This is a genomic window from Micromonospora haikouensis, assembly GCF_900091595.1.
GTDB lineage: Bacteria > Actinomycetota > Actinomycetes > Mycobacteriales > Micromonosporaceae > Micromonospora > Micromonospora haikouensis.
Genome location: NZ_FMCW01000013.1, coordinates 26,027 through 46,418 on the forward strand (window position 1 = coordinate 26,027; position 20,392 = coordinate 46,418).

20 protein-coding genes are annotated in these 20,392 nt (G+C 73.6%); 5 read left to right on the plus strand and 15 right to left on the minus strand.

Features of this window, described 5'->3' with window-relative positions; all coding sequences use genetic code 11:
- Positions 1 to 95: 95 nt before the first annotated feature.
- On the minus strand, positions 96 to 779 hold the full coding sequence (locus GA0070558_RS14760; RefSeq protein ID WP_218106999.1) for an enolase C-terminal domain-like protein: 684 nt from the start codon (positions 777 to 779) through the stop codon (positions 96 to 98).
- Positions 780 to 899: 120 nt separating this feature from the next.
- Between GA0070558_RS14760 and GA0070558_RS14765 the strand changes: the two genes are divergently transcribed.
- Positions 900 to 1,625 (plus strand): alpha/beta fold hydrolase, encoded by a 726-nt coding sequence (locus GA0070558_RS14765; protein WP_091279882.1) that lies wholly within the window; start codon positions 900 to 902, stop codon positions 1,623 to 1,625.
- 12 nt (positions 1,626 to 1,637) lie between these two features.
- Here the strand turns inward: GA0070558_RS14765 and GA0070558_RS14770 are convergent, their stop codons facing one another.
- The 4 genes from GA0070558_RS14770 to GA0070558_RS14780 form a co-directional block, all read right to left on the minus strand.
- Entirely contained in the window at positions 1,638 to 2,009 is a 372-nt protein-coding gene (locus GA0070558_RS14770) for a UBP-type zinc finger domain-containing protein (protein ID WP_256091943.1), read from the minus strand.
- A gap of 154 nt (positions 2,010 to 2,163) precedes the next feature.
- Positions 2,164 to 2,421: an NAD(P)-binding domain-containing protein gene (locus GA0070558_RS34345; RefSeq protein WP_256091944.1), complete on the minus strand. Its 258-nt coding sequence runs from the start codon at positions 2,419 to 2,421 to the stop codon at positions 2,164 to 2,166.
- Positions 2,418 to 3,032 (minus strand): NAD(P)-dependent oxidoreductase, encoded by a 615-nt coding sequence (locus GA0070558_RS14775; RefSeq protein WP_256091945.1) that lies wholly within the window; start codon positions 3,030 to 3,032, stop codon positions 2,418 to 2,420. The genes GA0070558_RS34345 and GA0070558_RS14775 overlap by 4 nt, the downstream gene beginning before the upstream one ends.
- Positions 3,033 to 3,112: 80 nt before the next feature.
- On the minus strand, positions 3,113 to 6,244 hold the full coding sequence (locus tag GA0070558_RS14780; RefSeq protein WP_091279886.1) for an AfsR/SARP family transcriptional regulator: 3,132 nt from the start codon (positions 6,242 to 6,244) through the stop codon (positions 3,113 to 3,115).
- A 145-nt stretch (positions 6,245 to 6,389) separates the two neighbouring features.
- Between GA0070558_RS14780 and GA0070558_RS14785 the strand changes: the two genes are divergently transcribed.
- Entirely contained in the window at positions 6,390 to 7,346 is a 957-nt protein-coding gene (locus GA0070558_RS14785) for a hypothetical protein (RefSeq protein ID WP_141722215.1), read from the plus strand.
- A gap of 66 nt (positions 7,347 to 7,412) precedes the next feature.
- On the opposite strand, the gene GA0070558_RS14790 is transcribed toward GA0070558_RS14785, so the two are convergent.
- Complete coding sequence (locus GA0070558_RS14790; protein WP_369523380.1) at positions 7,413 to 9,569, minus strand: nucleotide disphospho-sugar-binding domain-containing protein; 2,157 nt, start codon at positions 9,567 to 9,569, stop codon at positions 7,413 to 7,415.
- 107 nt (positions 9,570 to 9,676) lie between these two features.
- On the opposite strand from GA0070558_RS14790, the gene GA0070558_RS14795 reads away from it, so the two are divergent.
- Entirely contained in the window at positions 9,677 to 10,861 is a 1,185-nt protein-coding gene (locus GA0070558_RS14795) for a cytochrome P450 (protein ID WP_091279897.1), read from the plus strand.
- A 134-nt stretch (positions 10,862 to 10,995) separates the two neighbouring features.
- Here the strand turns inward: GA0070558_RS14795 and GA0070558_RS34870 are convergent, their stop codons facing one another.
- The gene (locus GA0070558_RS34870; protein ID WP_141722216.1) at positions 10,996 to 11,883 is read right to left on the minus strand and encodes a hypothetical protein; all 888 of its coding nucleotides are present in this window, start codon (positions 11,881 to 11,883) and stop codon (positions 10,996 to 10,998) included.
- Between the two features lie 292 nt (positions 11,884 to 12,175).
- On the opposite strand from GA0070558_RS34870, the gene GA0070558_RS14805 reads away from it, so the two are divergent.
- Entirely contained in the window at positions 12,176 to 12,517 is a 342-nt protein-coding gene (locus tag GA0070558_RS14805; RefSeq protein WP_074475975.1) for a PadR family transcriptional regulator, read from the plus strand.
- Positions 12,514 to 13,467, plus strand: a complete 954-nt coding sequence (locus GA0070558_RS14810) for a permease prefix domain 1-containing protein (RefSeq protein WP_091279900.1) — start codon at positions 12,514 to 12,516, stop codon at positions 13,465 to 13,467. Before GA0070558_RS14805 ends, GA0070558_RS14810 begins: the two co-directional genes overlap by 4 nt.
- 79 nt (positions 13,468 to 13,546) lie before the next feature.
- Here the strand turns inward: GA0070558_RS14810 and GA0070558_RS14815 are convergent, their stop codons facing one another.
- The 8 genes from GA0070558_RS14815 to pgsA form a co-directional block, all read right to left on the minus strand.
- Positions 13,547 to 14,170 carry a ribonuclease FAU-1 family protein gene (locus GA0070558_RS14815; protein ID WP_256091946.1) on the minus strand — a complete coding sequence of 208 codons (624 nt, stop codon included), beginning with the start codon at positions 14,168 to 14,170 and terminating at the stop codon, positions 13,547 to 13,549.
- Positions 14,171 to 14,173: 3 nt separating this feature from the next.
- The gene (locus GA0070558_RS14820) at positions 14,174 to 14,923 is read right to left on the minus strand and encodes a YebC/PmpR family DNA-binding transcriptional regulator (RefSeq protein ID WP_043962919.1); all 750 of its coding nucleotides are present in this window, start codon (positions 14,921 to 14,923) and stop codon (positions 14,174 to 14,176) included.
- 241 nt (positions 14,924 to 15,164) lie between these two features.
- Positions 15,165 to 15,770, minus strand: a complete 606-nt coding sequence (pdxT, locus tag GA0070558_RS14825; protein WP_091279904.1) for a pyridoxal 5'-phosphate synthase glutaminase subunit PdxT — start codon at positions 15,768 to 15,770, stop codon at positions 15,165 to 15,167.
- Between the two features lie 81 nt (positions 15,771 to 15,851).
- Positions 15,852 to 16,769 (minus strand): pyridoxal 5'-phosphate synthase lyase subunit PdxS, encoded by a 918-nt coding sequence (gene pdxS, locus GA0070558_RS14830; protein ID WP_091279907.1) that lies wholly within the window; start codon positions 16,767 to 16,769, stop codon positions 15,852 to 15,854.
- A gap of 131 nt (positions 16,770 to 16,900) precedes the next feature.
- Positions 16,901 to 17,392, minus strand: a complete 492-nt coding sequence (locus GA0070558_RS14835; protein ID WP_043962915.1) for a hypothetical protein — start codon at positions 17,390 to 17,392, stop codon at positions 16,901 to 16,903.
- Positions 17,393 to 17,489: 97 nt separating this feature from the next.
- A complete protein-coding gene (locus tag GA0070558_RS14840; RefSeq protein ID WP_091279910.1) occupies positions 17,490 to 18,650 on the minus strand; it encodes a glycosyltransferase family 4 protein in 1,161 nt (386 codons plus the stop codon).
- A gap of 17 nt (positions 18,651 to 18,667) precedes the next feature.
- On the minus strand, positions 18,668 to 19,618 hold the full coding sequence (locus GA0070558_RS14845; RefSeq protein WP_077937243.1) for a phosphatidylinositol mannoside acyltransferase: 951 nt from the start codon (positions 19,616 to 19,618) through the stop codon (positions 18,668 to 18,670).
- Positions 19,615 to 20,247 (minus strand): phosphatidylinositol phosphate synthase, encoded by a 633-nt coding sequence (gene pgsA / locus GA0070558_RS14850; protein ID WP_077937242.1) that lies wholly within the window; start codon positions 20,245 to 20,247, stop codon positions 19,615 to 19,617. Before pgsA ends, GA0070558_RS14845 begins: the two co-directional genes overlap by 4 nt.
- Positions 20,248 to 20,392 lie beyond the last annotated feature (145 nt).

Here is a 20,392-nt window from a genome sequence, read left to right on the forward strand (position 1 = left end):
AGGCAGCACCAACCTACCGACAGTGGGGCATCGCCGGAAGCGCTCGCACCGCTTGCGCTGCCGGCCCGGGACACCACGGCGGGACCGGTCGCGGGTCAGAGGCTGCTGCGGTAGGGCGGCATGAACCGCAGCCGGGGCATCTGGTCGGCGATGGCGGCGAGCTTGCGCACCTCGGTGAAGCCGCCGGCCATGGAGAGGTCGGGCTGGATGATGTCGACGGCGTCGGTGGCGAACAGCCGGGCGTACTCGTAGCGGTTGTGGAAGTGCTCGCCGCCGGAGATCGGCATGGTGGCCCGGGCGCGCAGCTCGGCGTACCGCTCGATGTGGGTCCACGGCAGCGGCTCCTCGAACCAGCCGAGGTCGAACGGCTCCAGCTCCCGCACCAGCCGGGCGGCGGTGTGCATGGCGAAGCGGGCGTGGCCCTCGACGTACAGCTCGGTCTCGGGCCCGACGGCGGCGCGGACGGCGGCGACGATGTCGATCGAGCGGCGCAGCTCGGCCCGGGACAGCTCGGCGAACGCGGCGGGCTCCCGGTCGCCGGTGTACCAGCCGTTGGCGTAGACCCGGACGCGGTCGCGGCAGGCACCGCCGGTGAGCCGGTACGCAGGCACCCCGAGGGCCTTGCCCATCAGGTCGTAGAGGACCTGGTCGAAGCGGCCGGCGGCAGCCACGGCCGCGGCCCCACCGACGGGCTGGACGGTGCGGGCGGAACCCGGGGTGAAGTGGGCGGAGCTGGCCCCGGTGCACACGGCGTTCAACGCCGACCGGCCGCTGAGCACCGTGCGCGCCGCCGCCCGACGGTCTCTGCCGGGTGAGCCGGCCGGTGGACGTACGACGCGGTGCGCCGGTGGCCCGAGGATGGGGTTGACGTTCGAGCCACTATTCGGAGGTACCCGGCGATGTCCATCACCACCGCACAGCCCGGCAGGCCGACGGTCGTCCTCGTCCACGGCGCCTTCGCCGAATCGGCGAGCTGGGACGGCGTGATCGCCGAACTGCTCGACGGCGGCTACCCGGCGGTGGCCGTGGCCAATCCGCTGCGCGGCGTCCGGCACGACGCCGACCATCTGCGCGCCCTGCTCACCGGAATCGACGGGCCCGTCGTCCTCGTCGGGCACTCGTACGGCGGGATGGTGATCTCCAACGTGCCGGCGGGGGCCGCGGACGTCACCGCCCTGGTCTACGTCGGGGCGTTCGCCCCCACGTCCGGTGAGAGCGCCGCCGACCTGGCCGGGCGGTTCCCCGGCAGTTCCCTGGGCGAGACGCTGGCCGCCGTCCCGCTTCCCGACGGCGGCACGGACCTCTACATCCGGCAGGACCGCTATCACCACCAGTTCGCCGCCGACTCGCCGGCGCAGCGGGCCGCCGTGATGGCGGTGACCCAGCGGCCGATCACCGAGGCCGCCCTCAACGAGCCCTCCGGCGAGCCCGCCTGGCAGTCGCTGCCGTCCTGGTTCCTGTTCGGCAGCGAGGACCTCAACATCCCGGTCGCGGCCCACCGGTTCATGGCCGAGCGGGCGGGCTCCCGGCAGACGGTGGAGTTGCCCGGCGGCTCGCACACCGTGGCCATCCCGGAGGCAGCCGCCCTCGTCGACCTCATCCGCGCCGCCGCCGCGTCGACGTGATCGGCGGCGGGGTCAGTGCAGGTGGCGCTGCCAGTCCTGCGGCACCCGGCCGGCGGGGCCGGGGGCGGGCTGGTCGAGTGGACGCGACTGCGGCCCGGCCAGCTCCGGCCCCTCGGCATGGAACTGGTCCTCGGAGTAGTCCCAGAACCACGCCTCGCCCGGTTCGAAGCTCCGCACGACCGGGTGCCCCGTCGCGGCCGCGTGCGCGGTCGCGTGCTGGCTCGGCGAGGAGTCGCAGCAGCCGACGTGACCGCAGGCCGCGCAGCGGCGCAGGTGGAACCACCACCCGCCGGAGGACACACACTCGACGCAACCCGGGCCGCTCGGCGGCACCGCCGGATCGATCGCCGCAACCATGGCTGGCGGCTCGGGCTGCTCGTCCACGACACGCTCCTTCTCGACTCGCGGCCGCGCCGGCCGGACCGGCCCACCAGCGCCCCGCCACGTGATCCCGGCCCGCAGTCTGGCACCCGCGACCGTCACCCGCACCCACCGGGCCCACGCCCCGCCCGCGCCGCCGCGCGGGGCGGTTCCCGGGTCAGGGGGTGAAGCTGGCGTAGTAGGACGCCCCCATGTCCTGCCCGCCGTGTCCCTGCGCCGCCGCGCGCCGGAACCGCTCCGCGCCGGCGGCCACGACGTCGAGGCGTACGCCGTGGTCCGCGCCCGCCGCGACGATCAGCCGCGCGTCCTTCTCCGCGGTCTCCACCGCGAAGCTCGCCGGCGACAGCCGGCCCTGCCGCACGAGGTCGGCCTTGGCGTGCAGGTAACCCATGTCGAGCGGGCCGCCCCCGATCACCTGAAGAAGCGGTCCGGGTCGACGCCGAGCGCCCCGGCCAACGCGAGCAGCTCCGCCGCGCCGTGCGTCACCGTGAGCACCCAACTGTTCGCCACCAGCTTCAACCGGGTGCCGTCGCCCCGCGCGCCGTCGTCGCCCAGCCAGACCACCCGGGCCGCGATCGCGTCGAGCACCGGGGCGAGCCGCTCCCGACCGGCGGCCGGCCCGGCGGCGAGCACGGTCAGCTGACCGGCCTCGGCCGGCTGCCGGGTGCCGAGCACCGGCGCGTCGTAGAAGGCCACCGAGTGCTCGGCGGCCGTCGCGGCGAGCCCGGCCACGTCGCCCAGGCTCGCGGTGGTCGTCTGCAGCCAGAGCGCGCCCGCCTTCAGCCCCGGCGCGGCCTGCCCGACCACGTCGCGCACCGTGCCGCCGTCGTACAGCATCGTGATGATCACGTCGGCGTCGCGGACGGCGTCGGCCGGCGACTCCGCCACGGTCGCGCCGGTCCCCGCCGCCTTCTGCGGGGACCGGTTCCACACGCGTACGGCGTGCCCCGCCCCGACGAGATTGCGGGCCATGGCGGCGCCCATGATGCCCGTGCCCAGCACGCTGACGGTCAGCTCTTCGGTCATGGACCCATCCTTGCGTACGGCCGGACGCCGTCGGTCGCGCCGGCGCGACCCGCAGGATGGGTCCGGCCCTCCTGGTACGGCTAGCCGGACGAGGGGACCGGGGAGAGAACGGCGAGCAGCTTCCCGATCCGATCGGCGCCCGGCTGGTGTCCGGTCGCGGCGTGGGACTGCGCGGCGAGCCGCGCGCTGTGCCAGGCGGTGGCCCGGTCGCCGGCCCGGTACGCGGCTGCGGCGCGGGCGGCGAGCGCCCGGCCTTCGAGGAGCCGGTAACCGCACTGCCGCGCGATGGAGAGCGCCGCACGGCACCAGGACGGCGCCGCGGGCTCGTCGACCTCGGCGAGGCTGACGATGATGTCGGCCTCGATGTAGCGGTCCGCGGACGCGCGGGCGTGCGTCAACGCCTCCAACAGGAGGCCGACCTTCCCGTCGACGAGGCCCAGGACGTGGAGTGCGACCGCTTCGAGCCGGGGCTCGGCCGGCTCGCGCGCCATGTCGAGCGCCTGACGGGCGAGCGCCGCCGCGTGCGCGTCGTCGCCGCGGTCGTGGTGCACCCGCGCCAGCGCGCACAGTGCGGTGGCCCGGCCCCGGCTGCCCGTCTGCTCGTGCAGCTCCACCGCGGTGGTCAACGTCCGCGCCGCCTCGTCGAGGCGGCCGAGAAGGTGGTAGACCGCGCCCAGGTTGTTCAGGATGAGCGCGCGGCTGCACACCGACCTGTTCTGGTCGGCCAGGGTGAGCGCCGCGTGGTGGTGGTTCGCCGCTTCGCTGAGCCGCCCGAGGTCGGCGCAGACCAGTCCGAGGTTGTTGTGGTTGACGGCGACGCCGGCCGTGCGGCGGGTGCGGCGGTTCAGCTCCAGCGCCTGTTCCATGACCCGCAGGGCTTCACGCGGCTGGCCGGTCATCCGGAAGACCGGGCCCAGGTTGCCCAGCGCCGCCGCCTGCCCGTCGTGCCATCCCGACCGGTTCGCCGAGCGCAGCGCCAGCCGGTAGTCGTCGGTCGCCTCCGGGAACCGTTCGAGACGCCAGTTCAGGGCCGCGAGGCTCAGGCGGGCCGCCGCCTCGGCCTGCTCGTGACGCGCGGCCTGGGCCGCGGTGAGGCCGAGCCGGGCGACCTCGGACCATTCCGCGGTGTGCATGCCCAGCCACAGGTATCCCCGCAGCGCGTCCGCCAGCGCCCAGGCGTACGCGTGCAGTCCCCGGCGGGTCGCGTGCCGGGTCGCGGCGACGAGGTTGTGGCGTTCCGCGTCGAGCCAGGCGAGAGCGTCGACGTGGCTGGCGAACCGCAGGGGACGGGCGGGGACGGGCAGCTGCAGGGGCACGCGGAGCACCTGCGGGCACAACCGGTCGGCCGCGGAGTGCACGCTGAACAGGTACCAGGAGAGCAGGTCGGCCAACGTCCGCCGGTTGTCGTCGAGTGCCGCGAGCCCGACGACGTAACGGCCGAGCAGGTCGTGGGTGCCGAAGCGACCCGGCGTCCGCTCGTGCACCAGGTGCGCGTCGGCGAGGCTGGCGAGCATCCCGGCCGCCTCCGCGGTCGTACAGCCCATCCTCGCGGCGGCCGACTCGGCTGTCACGTCGGCGCCGGGCACGAGGCCGAACAGCCGGAAGAGCCGCTGCAGTCGCGGCGGCAGGGTCCGATAGGAGGCGGCGAACGCCGACCGCACCGCGATCTGCTCGTCCTCGCGTACGGCCAGCATGGTCAGCGGGTCGCCGGCGCGGAGCCGGGTCAGGTAGTCGCTGATCGTCTCGTGCGGACGGGTCTGCAGGTCCGCCGCGGCGATGCGCAGCGCCAGCGGAAGGCCGGCGCAGTCCCGGGCCAGCTCCGCGAGCGCGGCCTCCTGCCCGGTGATCCGGTCCGCGCCGATGACGCGGGCCAGCAGCTCCGTGGCCTCCCCGGGCGCGAGCACGTCCAGCGACAACCGCTGCGCGTCGTGCCGGGTGGCCAGCCCGCCGAGGCGGCCCCGGCTGGTCACGATCACCAGGCAGCCGGCGCCGCCGGGTAGCAGCGGCCGGACGTGCGCCGTGTCCCGGGCGTTGTCGAGGACGAACAGCATCCGCCGGTCCGCGACCACGCTCCGGTAGAGGTTCGCGGCCTCGTCGACGTCGTCGGGGACCTGCGCGGGCGGCACGCCGAGCGCGCGGAGGCAGCGCGACACCGCGTCCAGCGGCGTGAGCGGCTCCCCGGGCGAGTAGCCGCGCAGGTCGAGGAAGAGCTGCCCGCCGTCGAACACGGGCCGCACGCGGTGCGCCCACCGGACCGCCAGTGCCGTCTTGCCGACCCCGGCGGTGCCGATGATCGCGACGACCGCCAGGGCGGCGCTCCGCCGGGCCCGGTCCAGCATCGCGTCCAGTTCGGCGAGCGCATCGACGCGGCCGGTGAAGGTCGACAGGCCGGCGGGCAGTTGCGCCGGGCGCAGGCCCGGTCCGGTGTCCCGGGCGGCGGGCGCGGTCGGGGCGGGCGCGGGCCCGGTCGGCGGGACCTGCTGCCGCAGCAGCCGCAGGTGGGTCTCCGCGAGCCGCCCGCCCGGCTCGACGCCCAGCTCGTCGGCGAGCCGGCGGCGGGCCCGCTCGAACACCCGCAGCGCCTCGGCCTGGTGCCCCGCCCCCGCCAGGGCCGTCATCAGCCGTACGACGAGGCCCTCGTGCCACGGGTCGGCGGCCACCAGCCTGCGCAGCGGCGCCACCGCCTCGGCGTGCCGGCCGAGCGCGAACTCGGCGTCGAACAGGTCCTCGGACGCGGCGAGCCGCCTGTCGTGCAGGCTGGCAGCGGCCCCCGGCACGAAGACCGCTGACGCGCCCGCGAGCGCCGGGCCGCGCCACAACGCCAGCGCCTGGCGCAACAGGCCGGCGGCCGGCTCGTGCTCGCCGGCATCGGCGTGCCGGCGGGCAGCCGCGACGAGGCCGGAGAAGACCCGCGTGTCCAGGTCGTCGCCGTCGAGATCGAGACGGTACCCGCCGGATTCCGAGAAGATCATTTCCGGCAGGTCGGCCGCGCGGGTCAGTTGCCGCAGGCGGGAGACGCACACCTGGACCTGCGCGCGCGCCCGTGCCGGCGGCGCCCCGCCCCACAGCGCCTCGGCCACCTGTTCCGCCGACACCAGCACATTCGCATTCAGCAGCAGATAGGCCAGCACGGCGCGCTGTTGGGGCCGGCCCAACGGCATCCGCTCGCCCCGCACCACGGCCTCGACCGGACCGAGTAGGCGCCATCTCATGCAATCCCCACCTCAACAGATCGATCACATTTTATTCGCCGAAGCCGGGGTGGCTATCGGACGGCTAGCCGATGGCAAGGCGGCCCGCGCAACCTCGATGGAAAGGCCGGGCGGATGACCCGGATCAATCGGTAAAGGAGTTTCAATGGGAGGAAGAATCCGCGCCGTCGTGGTCGCCGCGGCGGCACTCGGCCTGGTCATCGCGGCAGCCGGCGTCGCACAGGCCGACTCGTCGTCGCAGCCGTCGATGCGGGACGCACGGGCCGCCGCGACGGCCTCGGGTGAGCTCGGCGCCGCTGCGAAGGGCGGGTTCGGCACCGCCGCGACGTGGTTCACCGGGACGGTCGCGGCGGGCGGCACGCAGGGCTGGACCTGGACCAACGCCCCGGCCGACGCCGCCTACGTGGTCGGGTACAACCCGGTCGGCGCCACCACCTCGTCCATGTGCCAGTTCGAGACGATCAGCACCCGGTACGTCCAGCTCTGGGGCGGCCAGCGGCAGTTCCAGTTCACCCTGAAGAACGTCGGCTCGATCGCCTGCGGCGCGACGGTCCAGCTCGCGGCGGTGAGCAGCTCGGTCGCGACCTCCACCGGCGGGGTCAGCCCGGGTGGCACCCAGACGCACCTGTGGAACATCCCCTGGCACACCAACTGGGTGGTGGGACTCAACCCGAGTGGCGCCACCAGCTCGGCGGCCTGCCAGTTCCAGGTGACCCGCACCTGGTTCGTGCAGCCGGCCGCAGCGGGCGCGGTCCGCCAGCTCTACGTGGAAGTCAAGAACGTGGGGACCATCGCCTGCCAGACCGACATCCGGCTCGGCTCCACCGCCGTCTCCTACAACTTCACCATCGCCACCATCGCCTCCGGCACCACCTGGTCCACGGTCTGGTTCAACGCGAACCCCGTCACCTCGGTCTACCTGGTCGGCGCGTCACCGCAGGGCAGCGCGCCCATCACCTGCCAGTTCGAGGTCACCCGCATGATCTATCGGCAGAGCATCAACAGCGACGGATCGTCCCAGCGCCAGATCCTGATCTCGTTCAAGAACCTCGGCGGCACCACCTGCGGCGGGCTCGCCGAGCTACAGACCATCGCCGCCTGATCCACCCGCCCTCGCGGCCATCGCGCGGCGACCACCGTCGTCGCGCGATGGCCGTTGCGGGCCCGGCTATCCGTGGGACGGGGTCGCGTGGACGCCCGTGCCGTACTCGTGTCGCAGGCCGCCGTCTGCGATCAACCGCCCGGCGTGCGGCAACACGGGGTGCGAGCCGATCCTGCTCACGGCCATCCGGCGGATCACCCGGTTCAGTCTGCCGGAGGCGCTGGTGACCGCCGCCCAGTCCCACGCGGCGGGATCGCCCAGGCGCGGTACGGTCGCCGCCCACGTCGCGGCGCGCTTGGCCGAATTGTGGTTGGTGTGGCTCCAGCGCAGCTCCCGCGTCCCGAATGGTCCGCCGTAGTAGAGCTGGACGAGCCCCCAGCCTTCGCAGCAGTATCGAAACGTCGGATCTCCCGGCGAATCTGCGGACAGGTCGATCCGACTGACCGTCGGCTCCGGCCCGGAGCCGACGACGAACAACTCCAGGTGTCGTCCCTGCGGCGCCGCCGCAATGTCGGCGGCAGCCCGGAACTCACGCAGCTCGCGGCCCGGCTCCGAGTCGGACTCGAAGACCCGGAACAGGCCCAGCTCGAAGACGGACTCGACGACCGCGGCCCAATCCTCGTCGGCCGCGTAGAAGTTCAGATTCGGCACCAGCCGATTATCCCGATCGACCGGCATCGCCGGCCGCCGCGTCCACGCGACCGTGCGCGTCAGGCCAGCTCGATGACGGGTCGGGTCAGGACCGCGGCGGCGGCCCACCGGCGATCCAGGGACGAAGCTGAGGTCGCCCGGCCGCGTGTGCCGGAGCGGCCCGAGGTTCAGTCCCCGTTTAAAAGCACCGCACCCGTCCCGTCCCGGGCACGGGCCTCGCCCGAGCTGCCCCAGGACCTGCACCACGTCCGCCGGGGACGGGGTGGCCGCGATCTCCTCCCGCAGCCGCTCGGCGGCATCCCGGATCTTGCCGTCCGTGAGCGCCGCGTCGACCGCCGACGCGATGGTGGCGGTGTCGGCCGTCGCGGCATCCAGCATGGTGCCGGCCCCCGAGGCACTGAAGTTGAACGCCACGGCGGGCGTGTCCGAGGCCTGCGGCAGCATCACCTGCGGCACGCCGTAGCACGCCGCGGTGAGCACCGAGCCGGCGCCGCCCGCATTGACGACGGCGCCACACGATTCCAGGTACAGGTTGATCGGCACGTTGTCGGCCACGCGTACGTTGTCCGGCAGCGGGCCGAGGCGCTCCCGGTCCGCTCGCACCACCGCGAGGACGACCTGCGCGTCGCCAGCCGCCAGCGCGCCGACGACGCGGGCCAGGACGGTGTCGTCCGCGCCGAGCATCGTGGTCGTCGTGCCCCAGGTGACACACACCCGCGGGCGGGAGGGCGGCTCCAGGAGCCAGTCGGGGGCGGCGGCCGCGCCGTTGTGGGGGACGAAACGGGTGGGGATCCGGCCGACGACGTCGGGCAGCTGCAGGCTGCCCGGCCACGGGTCGACCGTCCGCACCGGATGGTCGTCGCGGACCTCGACGCCGTACCGGTCGTACAGCTCGACCAGGCCGGGCGGCCACTGCTCCCGTTCGGCTCCGGTGGTCGGCTGCCCCTGCACGGGACACAGGCGGCGCAGCAGGTCGGGCCCCGTGAGGTGACGCACCAGCGGAACGCCCAGGGTCTGCGACAGCAGCGGGACGGCCAGCATCAGTGGATCGGTGACCACGAGGTCCGGCTCCCAACGCCGCGCGAAGCGCAGAAGGTCCGGCGCCATCACGGTGACCGTCTCGACGAGTGGCCGCAGCGACTCCTGCTGGATCCGGCGACGCTCGTCGACCGGCACGGCGGAGTCGAGGCTCTCCTTGTAACTCTGGGCCTGCTGTCTGTCGCTCAGCTGCTTCAGCATGTTGTAGCCGTGGCCGACCTCGACGGCGGGCAGCCCCAGGCCGACCGTCGCCTCGGTGAGCTCGGGCTGCGCGGCCACCCGCACCTCGTGACCGGCCGTGCGGCAGGCCCAGATCAGGGGGGCGAGTTGGTACAGGTGGGAGCGAACGCCATCGAGGTGAACAGAATACGCACGGATTAACCTCGCATGGTTGTCGAGAGGACGCGGATCGACCGCTGCCGTGGGCCAACCCAGTACAGGGACGCTCCCTAAAACCTCGCTGAAAAGAACGGCCCGCGCGCCTCGCCCGCCGACGCCGCGTACGGGCCCGGGAGGACGCAGAACCCTCCACAAGCCACAAAAGATACAGATGATGCAAATGCTTCAGAAGCTTATATCGAAGGATCAGTAGGTATCTACAGTAGCCTCCTCGCTACGATCCGTGACGGAAGGGGGCCGTGATGAGCGAGGCGCTGGAGGTGCCGCTGTACATGCGACGCTACGGGTTGGACCCGGGTAAGGAGCTGGACGAGATCCTCGAAACCGAGGGCGTCGTCCAGGTGACCCTGCCCGACGGTACGCCCGCCTACCTTGTCTGCCGCTACGAGGACGCCCGGCAGGTGCTGTCCGATCCCCAGCGGTTCACCAGCGTCCTGCCGCGCTCGATCGGAGCGCATCTGGACGACGAGGAACGCCGGCGACTGCAGGCCGGGACGATGCTGCTGTTCGATCCGCCCGAGCACACCCGCCTGCGGCGCACGATGACACCGCAGTTCACGGCGCGCCGGCTCGAACGCCTGGAGCCGACGATCGCCGCCATCGTGGAGTCCACGCTGGACGACCTGGAGCGCGCCGGCAGGCCGGCCGACCTCGTGCGCCACTTCGCCCTGCCGGTCCCGCTGCTGGTGATCTGCGAGCTGGTGGGGGTCGAGGGAGACGACCACGCCGAGATGACCGACTGGTTCACCCGCCTGATGGATCTGTCGCTGACGCCGCAACAGCACACGGCGGTGCACGCCGAAAACCGGCGCTTCCTGGCGGAGCTGGTCACCCGGGCCCGGGCGGCGCCCGGCGAGAACCTGCTGGGAATGCTCGTGCGTGAGCACGATGCCCAGCTCAGCACGGAAGAGGTGGTCGGCATCGTGGCCTCGTTGCTGATCGGCGGCCACGAGACGACCTCGGGCATGCTCAGCCTCGGCACGCTGGCACTCCTGCAACACCCGGACCAGCTCGCCATGGTGCGTGACGACCCCGCGAAGGCCCAGCAGGCCGTGGAGGAGCTGTTGCGCTTCCTGTCGGTCGTGTCGGTCACCGGGCGCACGACGACCACCGACGTGCACCTCGCCGGCCGCACCATCCCCGCCGGCTCGTCGGTGCTGATCTCGCTGCCCCGGGCCAACCGGGACCGGGCCTTCCTCCGGGACGCCGACCGGCTCGACATCGACCGGGCCGCCCCGGGCCACGTGGCCTTCGGCCATGGCGTGCATCGCTGCCTGGGCGCACTGGCACGCCTGCAGATGCGCGTCGCCTTCCCGGCGCTGCTGCGACGCTTTCCCGGGCTCGCCCTGGCCCAACCGGACGCGGAGCCGGCCTTCCGGCCCTTCGGCGCGGTCTACGGAGTGGACACCCTCCCGGTCACCTGGTGACCGTCGCTCCCGGCCATCGATCGCCGGTGTCGGCGCGCCCAGGGCGACGTCAATGAACCGCTGAGCCGAGTTGCGGGTGGGGCCCGGCCGTCGCCGGACCCCACCCGCGCCGACTCAGCGGCGGCTGCCGGTCATCACGCCCCGGTCATCCGACGCGAACGACGGACGGCGAGTACGGCACCCGTGCCGAGGGTGACCATGCCGGTGCCCAGACCCAGCGTCCACCACAGGCTTGATCCGCTGTCGCCGGTCACCGGCAGGTGCGGGTGGCGCGTCGGGTACGGCGACGCGGTCGGCGACTGCGTCGGCTGGGTGGGCGACGGGGACTCCGTGGGCGTCACGGTGGGCGAGGCCGACGGCTGGGTCGGTGACGCCGTCGGCGTCTCGGTGGGCGAGGCCGACGGCTGCGTCGGGGTGGCCGTCGGCGATGTCGGGGCCAACGGCCGCTCACAGTTGGCCTCGGCGAGGATGACGGTGCCGACCGGGATGTCGATGACCTGGCCGCCGGCGACCGAACCCGTCAACTGGACGGTGGCCAGCACCGCGACCGCGGCGGCGGTGTCGGCTGTGGTCTCCTCCACCGCGGTGAGGGTGACGGTGAGGCTGGCCTCGGTCAGGCCGGGCACCACGACGGCCGCGCTGGCGGTCACCCCGGGGGTGTTCGGCACCAGCACGGCGGGCGCGCCGAACAGGGTCAACCCGACGACGTTGGTATCGGCGGTGAGCGCGCCACTCTGCGGGCAGTTCACCTCGGCGGTGATCAGGTCGGCGGCGACGACCGGAATGCCCAGGATCCCGAGCGCCAGTTCGGCGATGTCGGAGTTCGCCGACGACGCGGTCGGCCCACGGGTGGCGCTCACCTCCAGCACGGTGCCGCTGGCGGTGACGCCCACCGCACCGGGGATGGTCACGGCGAGTCCGGTGGTGGTGTCGGTCCCGCCGCCGGGCGGCGCGGTCGCGCTGCCGATGGTGGCGTTGGCGGTGATGACCGGCACCCCGAGGACGCTGGCGGAGAGATCCACCACCACACCACGGGCACTGGCGTCACCAGGTGCCGCGACGGCGGGGCCACCGGTCGTCAGGGCGACGAGCCCTGCGAACCCCGCTCCGGCGACGGCAACGGTCGCCACTGATGCCATTCGTCTTACCAGTTTCACGCTCTGCCTCTTGTCCATCTGCCCTCCCGCCCTCGGAAGGAATACGCCACATGAGGTTAAACAGGCAGATGGCTCAATAGTGCTCTAAACGGACAAAAGGTCAGCAGGTAGCCCCGGCGGCTAGCAATATTGTGTGCCACACACTATAGTGTGAGTCGTGGTAAGCGACGACATCCTGCGGACCCATCTCCAGGAGCTACGCCGGGGCACGGTGGTGGTGGCGAGCCTGGTCGCGCTGCGCCGGCCCGACTACGGCTACGCCCTGCTCCAGCGGCTCACCGACCACGGCTTCCCCGTGGACGCCAACACGCTCTACCCCCTGCTGCGCCGACTGGAGGAGCAGGGCCTGCTGACCAGCGAGTGGAACACCGAGGAGAGCCGGCCCCGGAAGTTCTACCGGACCAGCGACGAGGGGGAGTCGGTGCTGCGCCTGCTGCTCGCCGACTTCTCCGCCGTGCAGAGATCCCTCACCGGCCTGATCGAAGGAGTGGCCCGATGAGTTCCCTGACCGACCGCTACCTCGCCGCCACGCTGCGGGCGGTGCCGGCCCCGCGCCGGGCGGAGATCGCCGACGAGCTGCGGGCCTCCATCGCCGACATGATCGACGGCCGCACCGACGCCGGCCAGGACCGCGAGACCGCCGAGCGCGAGGTGCTCACCGAGCTGGGCAACCCCGAGCGGCTGGCCGCCCGGTACGCCGACCACCGCCTCCAGCTCATCGGCCCCGCCTACTACCTGGCCTGGCGGCGGCTGCTGCGGCTGCTGCTCGCCACCGTGCCCATCGCCATCGGCGCCCTGGTGGCCGTGCTCGACGCCGTCGACGGCGGCAGCGTGGGCTCGGCCATCGGCGTCGGCGTCACCACCGGCATCGAGGTGGTGGTCCAGGTCGCCTTCTGGGTCACGCTCACCTTCGCGGTCGTCGAGCGGTTGAGCCTGCCGCTCCACCTGCCCCGGTGGACCGTCGACCAGCTGCCCGAGGACCGACCGGCCGGGCGCGGCGTCCCGCTCGCCGACACGGCCGTGTCGATCGCGGCCCTGGTGCTGCTGATCGCGTTCCTGCCCTGGCAGCACTTCCGGTCCTGGGTGCGCGACGACGGGGGCGACCACATCCCGGTGCTCGACCCCGCGCTGTGGCGGTTCTGGCTGCCGGCGCTCATCGCCCTGCTGGTCGCCGAGATCGTCCTGCAGGTGGCCCGGCACCGCGCCGGCCGCTGGACCTGGCCGCTGGTCGGCGCGAAGGTCACCCTCGACCTGGCGTTCGCCGTGCCGGTGGCGTGGCTCGTCCTCACCGACCGGCTGCTCAACCCCGAGTTCGTGCAGCGCGTCGACTGGCTGCGCGACGGTGCCAACCTGGACGTCGTCTACACGATCGCCCTGGTCGCGGTGGTGGCGTCGCTGGTGCGCAACACCGTGGCCATCGCCGCGCAGGCCCGCCGCCGGACGGCCTGAGCGCCCCGCGACGCCCGTCCCCGGGCCGGCCCGCCCACGGCGGCCGGCCCGGGCGCGTCGGCGGGGTGCCCGGCCGGGGTCACCAGGGCACGGCCTCCCAGCCGGCCGGCAGCGCCGGCACCGGCCAGGCGGGGTCGGGCCGCCAGTGCGCCCAGGCCGGATCCCACCAGCGCTCCCCCGCGTCGAGCAGCGCGGCGATCCGGTCGCCCTCCGCGCGGATGGCCTCCGCCATCCCCGGATACCGTCCCTCGGCCAGGCGCTGGGCGAACACCTCCACGTCCTTGAAGACGTACCGGCCGGCGTCCGCCGCCCACCACAGGTCCAGCTCGTGGTCGAGGGTGTCCACCCCGATCGGGGTACGCCGCACCGGGTCCTGGAGGTTGAAGTACCAGCCCGCGAACTCCCGCCCCGGACCGGCCCAGAACACGTCGACGGAGTGCGCCTCGCCGGGACGGTGCAGCATCAGCTTGCCGTGCCCGCGCCAGGCCCGCTGCCCGGCCACCTGCCACGGGTGCCGCCCGCACGGGAAGCTCCCCCGCTCGGGGAAGCCGAACTCCGCACCGCCGGGCAGGTAGAGGGCGAGCAGCTCCGCGGAGTCCACGACGCAGATCGTCGGGACCCCGAACCAGACCTCACCGCGCAGGATCTCCCGCCGGACGACCACGTCGCCCGGCGCGAACCGCCGCCCGCCCCCGGCCGCCACGGCTCAGCCGACCGCCGCCATGACCTCATCGGAAACGTCGAAGTTCGCGAATACGTTCTGCACGTCGTCGCAGTCCTCGAGGACGTCGATCAGCTTGAAGACCTTGCGGGCGCCGTCCTCGTCCAGCTGCACGTTGACGCTGGGGATGAGGGACGACTCGGCCGACTCGTACTCGATGCCGGCGTCCTGCAGGGCGGTGCGGACCGCGATCAGGTCGCTCGGCTCGGAGACCACCTCGTACGCCTCGCCGAGGTCGTTGACCTCCTCCGCGCCGGCGTCGAGGACGGCCATCATCACGTCGTCCTCGCTGGTGCCCGCCTTGGGGACGATCACCACGCCCTTGCGGGAGAACATGTACGACACCGAGCCGGCGTCGGCGAGCGAGCCGCCGTTGCGGGTCAGCGCCGTGCGCACCTCGGTCGCCGCCCGGTTGCGGTTGTCGGTGAGGCACTCGATCAGCATCGCGACGCCGTTCGGGCCGTACCCCTCATACATGATCGTCTGCCAGTCGGCGCCGCCGGCCTCCAGGCCGGAGCCGCGCTTGACCGCCCGGTCGATGTTGTCGTTCGGTACGGAGTTCTTCTTGGCCTTCTGGATGGCGTCGTAGAGCGTCGGGTTGCCGGCCGGGTCGCCGCCGCCGGTGCGGGCCGCGACCTCGACGTTCTTGATCAGCTTGGCGAACATCTTGCCGCGCTTGGCGTCGATCACGGCCTTCTTGTGCTTGGTGGTCGCCCACTTTGAGTGGCCGGACATCTGCTACCTCCGTCTGTTGATCACGCCTGCGTCGACTGCCCGCGCCAACTCCACTTCTCCACCGGCGTACGACGGGCCGGTCGGCTCTGCGTGGATGGCCGCGGCGGGCGCGGAGCCCTGCCGAACCGCGGCAATCCTACCGAGGTGGGGTGCGCCGGTGTCACACCCGGCACCGGCACGCCCGACGGCGCACGTGCCGAGGGGCCCGCCCGGTCGTCCGGGCGGGCCCCTCGGCCACGGCTCAGGCGGCGCGCACCAGGTCCACGAAGTAGCGGTGCAGCCGCAGGTCGCCGGTCAGCTCGGGGTGGAAGGAGGTGGCCAGCAGGTTGCCCTGCCGGACCGCGACGATCCGCCCGGCGGCCGGCCCTTCGGTCACCTCGCCGAGCACGTCGACGCCGGCGCCGACCCGCTCGACCCAGGGCGCCCGAATGAACACCGCGTGGAACGGCTCCCCCTCGACCCCGGCGATCGTCACCGGGGCCTCGAACGAGTCGACCTGCCGGCCGAACGCGTTGCGCCGGACGGTCATCTCGATGCCGGCGAAGCCCCGCTGGTCGGGGCGGCCGTCGAGCACCTCGGCGGCCAGCATGATCATGCCGGCGCAGGAGCCGTAGACCGGCATGCCGGCGGCGATCCGCTTGTCGATGGGCTCACGCATGTCGAAGATGTCGGCGAGTTTGCTGATCGTGGTGGACTCGCCGCCCGGGATGACCAGGCCGTCGACCGCGTCCAGCTCCTGCGGCCGGCGTACGGGGCGGGCGTGCGCGCCCGCGCCGGTCAGGGCCGCCACGTGTTCCCGGACGTCGCCCTGGAGCGCGAGCACACCGATGGCGGGTGCTGCCGTCACGTTCGCTCCTCTCCTCGGCTGGTTGTTAGGAAGGGGCCCTTCCTATGCGGAATGCGTTAACAAGGGGCCCCTCCTTGCGCGTCACCAGCCGCGTTCGGCCAGGCGGTGCGGCTGCGGGATCTCGTCGACGTTGATGCCGACCATCGCCTCACCGAGGCCCCGGGAGACCTTGGCCAGCACGTCCGGGTCGTCGTGGAAGGTGGTGGCCTTCACGATCGCCGCGGCGCGCTGCGCAGGGTTGCCGGACTTGAAGATGCCGGAGCCGACGAAGACGCCCTCCGCGCCGAGCTGCATCATCATCGCCGCGTCGGCCGGGGTGGCGATGCCGCCGGCGGTGAACAGCACCACCGGGAGCTTGCCGGTCTCGGCGACCTCCCGGACCAGCTCGTACGGCGCCTGGAGCTCCTTGGCCGCGACGAACAGCTCGTCGGCCGGCAGGGAGCGCAGCCGGGCGATCTCCTGGCGGATCTTGCGCATGTGCATGGTGGCGTTGGAGACGTCGCCGGTGCCGGCCTCGCCCTTGGAGCGGATCATGGCCGCGCCCTCGGTGATCCGGCGCAGCGCCTCGCCCAGGTTGGTCGCCCCGCACACGAAGGGGACGGTGAACGCCCACTTGTCGATGTGGTTGGCGTAGTCGGCGGGGGTCAGCACCTCGGACTCGTCGACGTAGTCCACGCCGAGGGCCTGCAGGACCTGGGCCTCGACGAAGTGGCCGATGCGGGCCTTGGCCATGACCGGGATCGACACGGCGTCGATGATGCCGTCGATCATGTCGGGGTCGCTCATCCGGGACACCCCGCCCTGGGCGCGGATGTCGGCGGGGACCCGCTCCAGGGCCATCACCGCGACGGCGCCGGCGTCCTCAGCGATCTTGGCCTGCTCGGGGGTGACCACGTCCATGATCACGCCGCCCTTGAGCATCTCGGCCATGCCGCGCTTGACGCGGGCGGTCCCGACGACGGGGGTGGCGCTGGCGTTCGGGGAGGTGGTTTCGGGCACGGGTCATCGCTCCTCGGCGTGCTCGGGGGGTGGCGGCTAGCTGAATGCTACGACGGGCGTAACGCCGCTCCGACAGCCAATCAGACCCACGGTGGCCTGCCCTGTGGCCGTCGTCACCCGGCCGGCGCGGCTCAGGCGGGCACGTCGGCCGGGAGCTCCAGGGTCGGGTCGTCGATGTCGAAGTAGCGCGGCCAGGGGTGCCGTCGCCCCATCCGCAACAGCCGCACCAGGGGTCGGCCCCGGGCGGACCGGGCGTCGCGGACCAGGTCGGTGTGCACCTGGCGGGCCAGCGCGAGCCGCCGGCTCGCGGCGATCACCGCCTCGCAGTCCGGTTCGGTCGGGTCCAGCCGCACCGCCCGCAACTGCCGGGTGAGGTCGTTCTCGGCGGCCTCCCGCTCCTGCGGCTCGGCGTCGAGGGCGATCCGGGCCGCCGCGTACAGCTCCACGCCGTAGCGCCGCTCGGCCAGCACGGCCGCCGCCGCGGCGCGGCGCAGCAGGTGCGCGTCGAGGGCCCGGGCGGCGGACTCCGCGCGGACGCGCAGCCGCTCGACCCGGCCGGCGGTCCAGATCAGGTACGCCGCGACGAGCCCGACGACCAGGCTCGCGCCCACCACCCACCACATGCCCGGCATCGTAGTGCTGCTCCGTTCGCCTCGTCCGGGGTGCGGCCGACGCGGCCGGCGGTCACTCCCGTCACGGAAGCCACCCCGGTCACACCACTCAGCCGAGCCCCGCCCACTCCTGGTCGATGACCCGCCCGTCGGTCGCCTCGATCGCCGCCGCGTAGACCTCCAGGACCCGGCGGGCGACCACGGGCCAGTCGAAGTGCGCCACCACCTGGTCGCCGCAGGCGGTCAGCTCGGCCCGCCGCGCCGGATCGTCGAGCAGCGCCGCGAGGGCCGCCCGCAGCGCCGCGGCGTCGCCGGTGGGGAAGAGCTGCCCGGCCCGGCCACCGTCGAGCACCCGGCGGAACGCGTCGAGGTCGCTGGCCACCACGGTCGTGCCGGCGGCCAGGGCCTCGGTGAGGATCATGCCGAACGACTCGCCGCCGGTGTTCGGGGCCACGTAGAGGTGGACGCTGCGCAGCATCCGCGCCTTGTCGGCCTCGGAGACCAGGCCGAGGAACGTGACCCGGTCGCGCAGCGGGGCGGGAAACCGGTCGAACAGGTCGTCCGGGTCGCCCGGCCCGGCGACCAGCAGCCGCAGCCCGGGCCGGGTGCCGGCCAGCTCGACGAACGCGTCGCGCAGGATCGGGAAGCCCTTGCGGGCCTCGGTGAACCGGCCGAGGAAGCCCAGCGTGCCGCCCTCGCCGGGCCCGCACTCCCCGGGCCAGCCGGGCAGCGGTGCCGCGTGGCTGAACTTGGCGACGGTGACGCCGTTGGGGATCTCCACGGCACCGCCGTCCATGTGCTCGACCTGGACCTTGCGGGCCAGCGCGCTGACCGCGATGCGGGCGGTGATCCGCTCCAGCACGATCTGGAGCACGCCCTGGGCGGCGGCGAGCACCCGGGACCGGGTCATCGCGGTGTGGAAGGTCGCCACCACCGGCCCCTTGGCCGACAGCACGGCGAGCATCGACAGGCTGAGGGTCAGCGGCTCGTGCACGTGCAGCACGTCGAACTCGCCCCGGGCGATCCAGCGCCGGACGCGGGCGGAGGAGACCGGGCCGAACGCGATCCGGGCCACCGACCCGTTGTACGGCAGCGGCACGGCCCGGCCCGCCGGCACCACGTACGGCGGCAGCGGGGAGTCCTCGTCGGCGGGGGCGAGGACGCTCACCTCGTGCCCGAGCCCGAGCAGCGCCTCCGCCAGGTCCATCACGTGGTTCTGCACCCCGCCAGGCACGTCGAAGGAGTATGGGCACACGATGCCGATCCGCATTCCCGCGCCCCTTCGCCTCAGGCCGTCCCGGTGGCGGCCGGCGGGCCGGCGGCGGGCCGGGACCCGTCGTCGCCGGTGCCGCGCTGGTCCAGCCACATCCGCTGCAACATGTGCCAGTCTTCCGGATGCCGGGCGATGCCCGCCGACAGACCGTCGGCAATGTGCTGGGTCAGCACCCGGACCCGCTGGTCCAGCGGCCCGCTGTCGGCGTCGGGCAGGGGCAGCGGGCCGGCGATCGAGGCGCACGCGGCGTCCGTTTCGTACCACATCGAGGCGACGTAGAGCGGCGCGCCGGTGCGGATGGCCAGCAGCGCCGGGCCGGCGGGCATCCGGGTCCGCGCGCCGAAGAAGTCGACCTCGATCCCCCGGGCCGAGAGGTCCCGGTCGGCCAGCAGCGGCACCACCGCGCCGCTGCGCAGCCGGTCGACCAGCACGTCGAAGGCGGGGCGGTCCCCGCCGTGGGTGGGCAGGATCTCCATGCCCAGGCCCCGGCGGAAGGCGAGGAAGCGCTGGTAGACGGCCTCGGGCTTGAGCCGCTCGGCGACCGTGGTGATCGGCCAGCCGGTGGCGGCCACCCAGGCGCCGGCGGCGTCCCAGTTGCCGGCGTGCGGCAGCGCCACCACCGCGCCCCGGCCGGCGGCCACGTCGGCGGCGAGCCGGTCGACGCCGTCGGGGGCGAGCCGGAACCCGGTGAGGATCTGCTCGCGGCTCAGCGACGGCAGCCGGAACGCCTCCATCCAGTAGCGGGCGTAGGAGCGCAGGCCCCGGCGGACCAGGTCGTCCAGCTCCGCCTCGGGCAGCTCGGGGCCGACGACCCGGCGCAGGTTGGCGCGCAGTCGGGCCGTACCCCCGCCGCCGGCGCGGTGGGCGCGGTCGGCGCCCGCCCGGAAGGCCGCGGCCACGACGGGCCGGGGCAGCGCGCGGGCCAGGCGCCAGCCGGCGACGTAGCCCAGCTCGGTGAGGTTCACCCCCGGGACCCGCTCGGCGTGTTCGCCTGGGCCTGCCGGTAGACGTGGGCCATCCGCTGCCCCACGGTGAAGATCGAGACGGCGGCCAGCAGCCAGAGCGCGACCTGGAGGGCGTACGGGACGCCGACGCCGGTGAGCAGGCCGCCGACGCCGACGATGAGCAGCCGCTCGGTGCGCTCGGCGATGCCGACGTTGCAGGTCATCCCGAGCCCCTCGGCGCGGGCCTTGACGTAGGAGACGAGGCCCCCGGCGGCCAGGCAGAGCAGCGCGGCGGCGACGCCGGCGTGGTCGCCCTGGGTGGCCAGCCAGTAGGCGACCGCGCCGAAGACGGCGCTGTCGGCGACCCGGTCCATGCTCGAGTCGAGGAATGCGCCGAACCGCGTCGAGCCGCCGCTCATCCGGGCCATCGTGCCGTCGAGCAGGTCGGTGAGCGCGAAGAACGTCACGACCAGCGCGCCGGCGACGAGGTGGCCGCGGGCGCCGAGGCCGAGCGCGCCGACGAGCACCCCGAGGGTGCCGGTCACGGTGACGGCGTTCGGGGTCACGCCTGCGCGGAGCAGGCGGCGCGCGATCGGCTCGACGACGCGGGTCATCCCCGCGCGGGCCGACACTTGGAAGATCTTCGCCATGGCGGTCCCACGATAACGGCCGGCACCCCACGGCGGTACGCCCCGGTCGCCGACCCGCCCGGGGAAGTCTTGTGCCGGCTCCGCAAGAGGTGTGAGATCGGGTGTGTGGGTGAGTTTGCTCACCCGCCGGACCGTCCCGTATCAG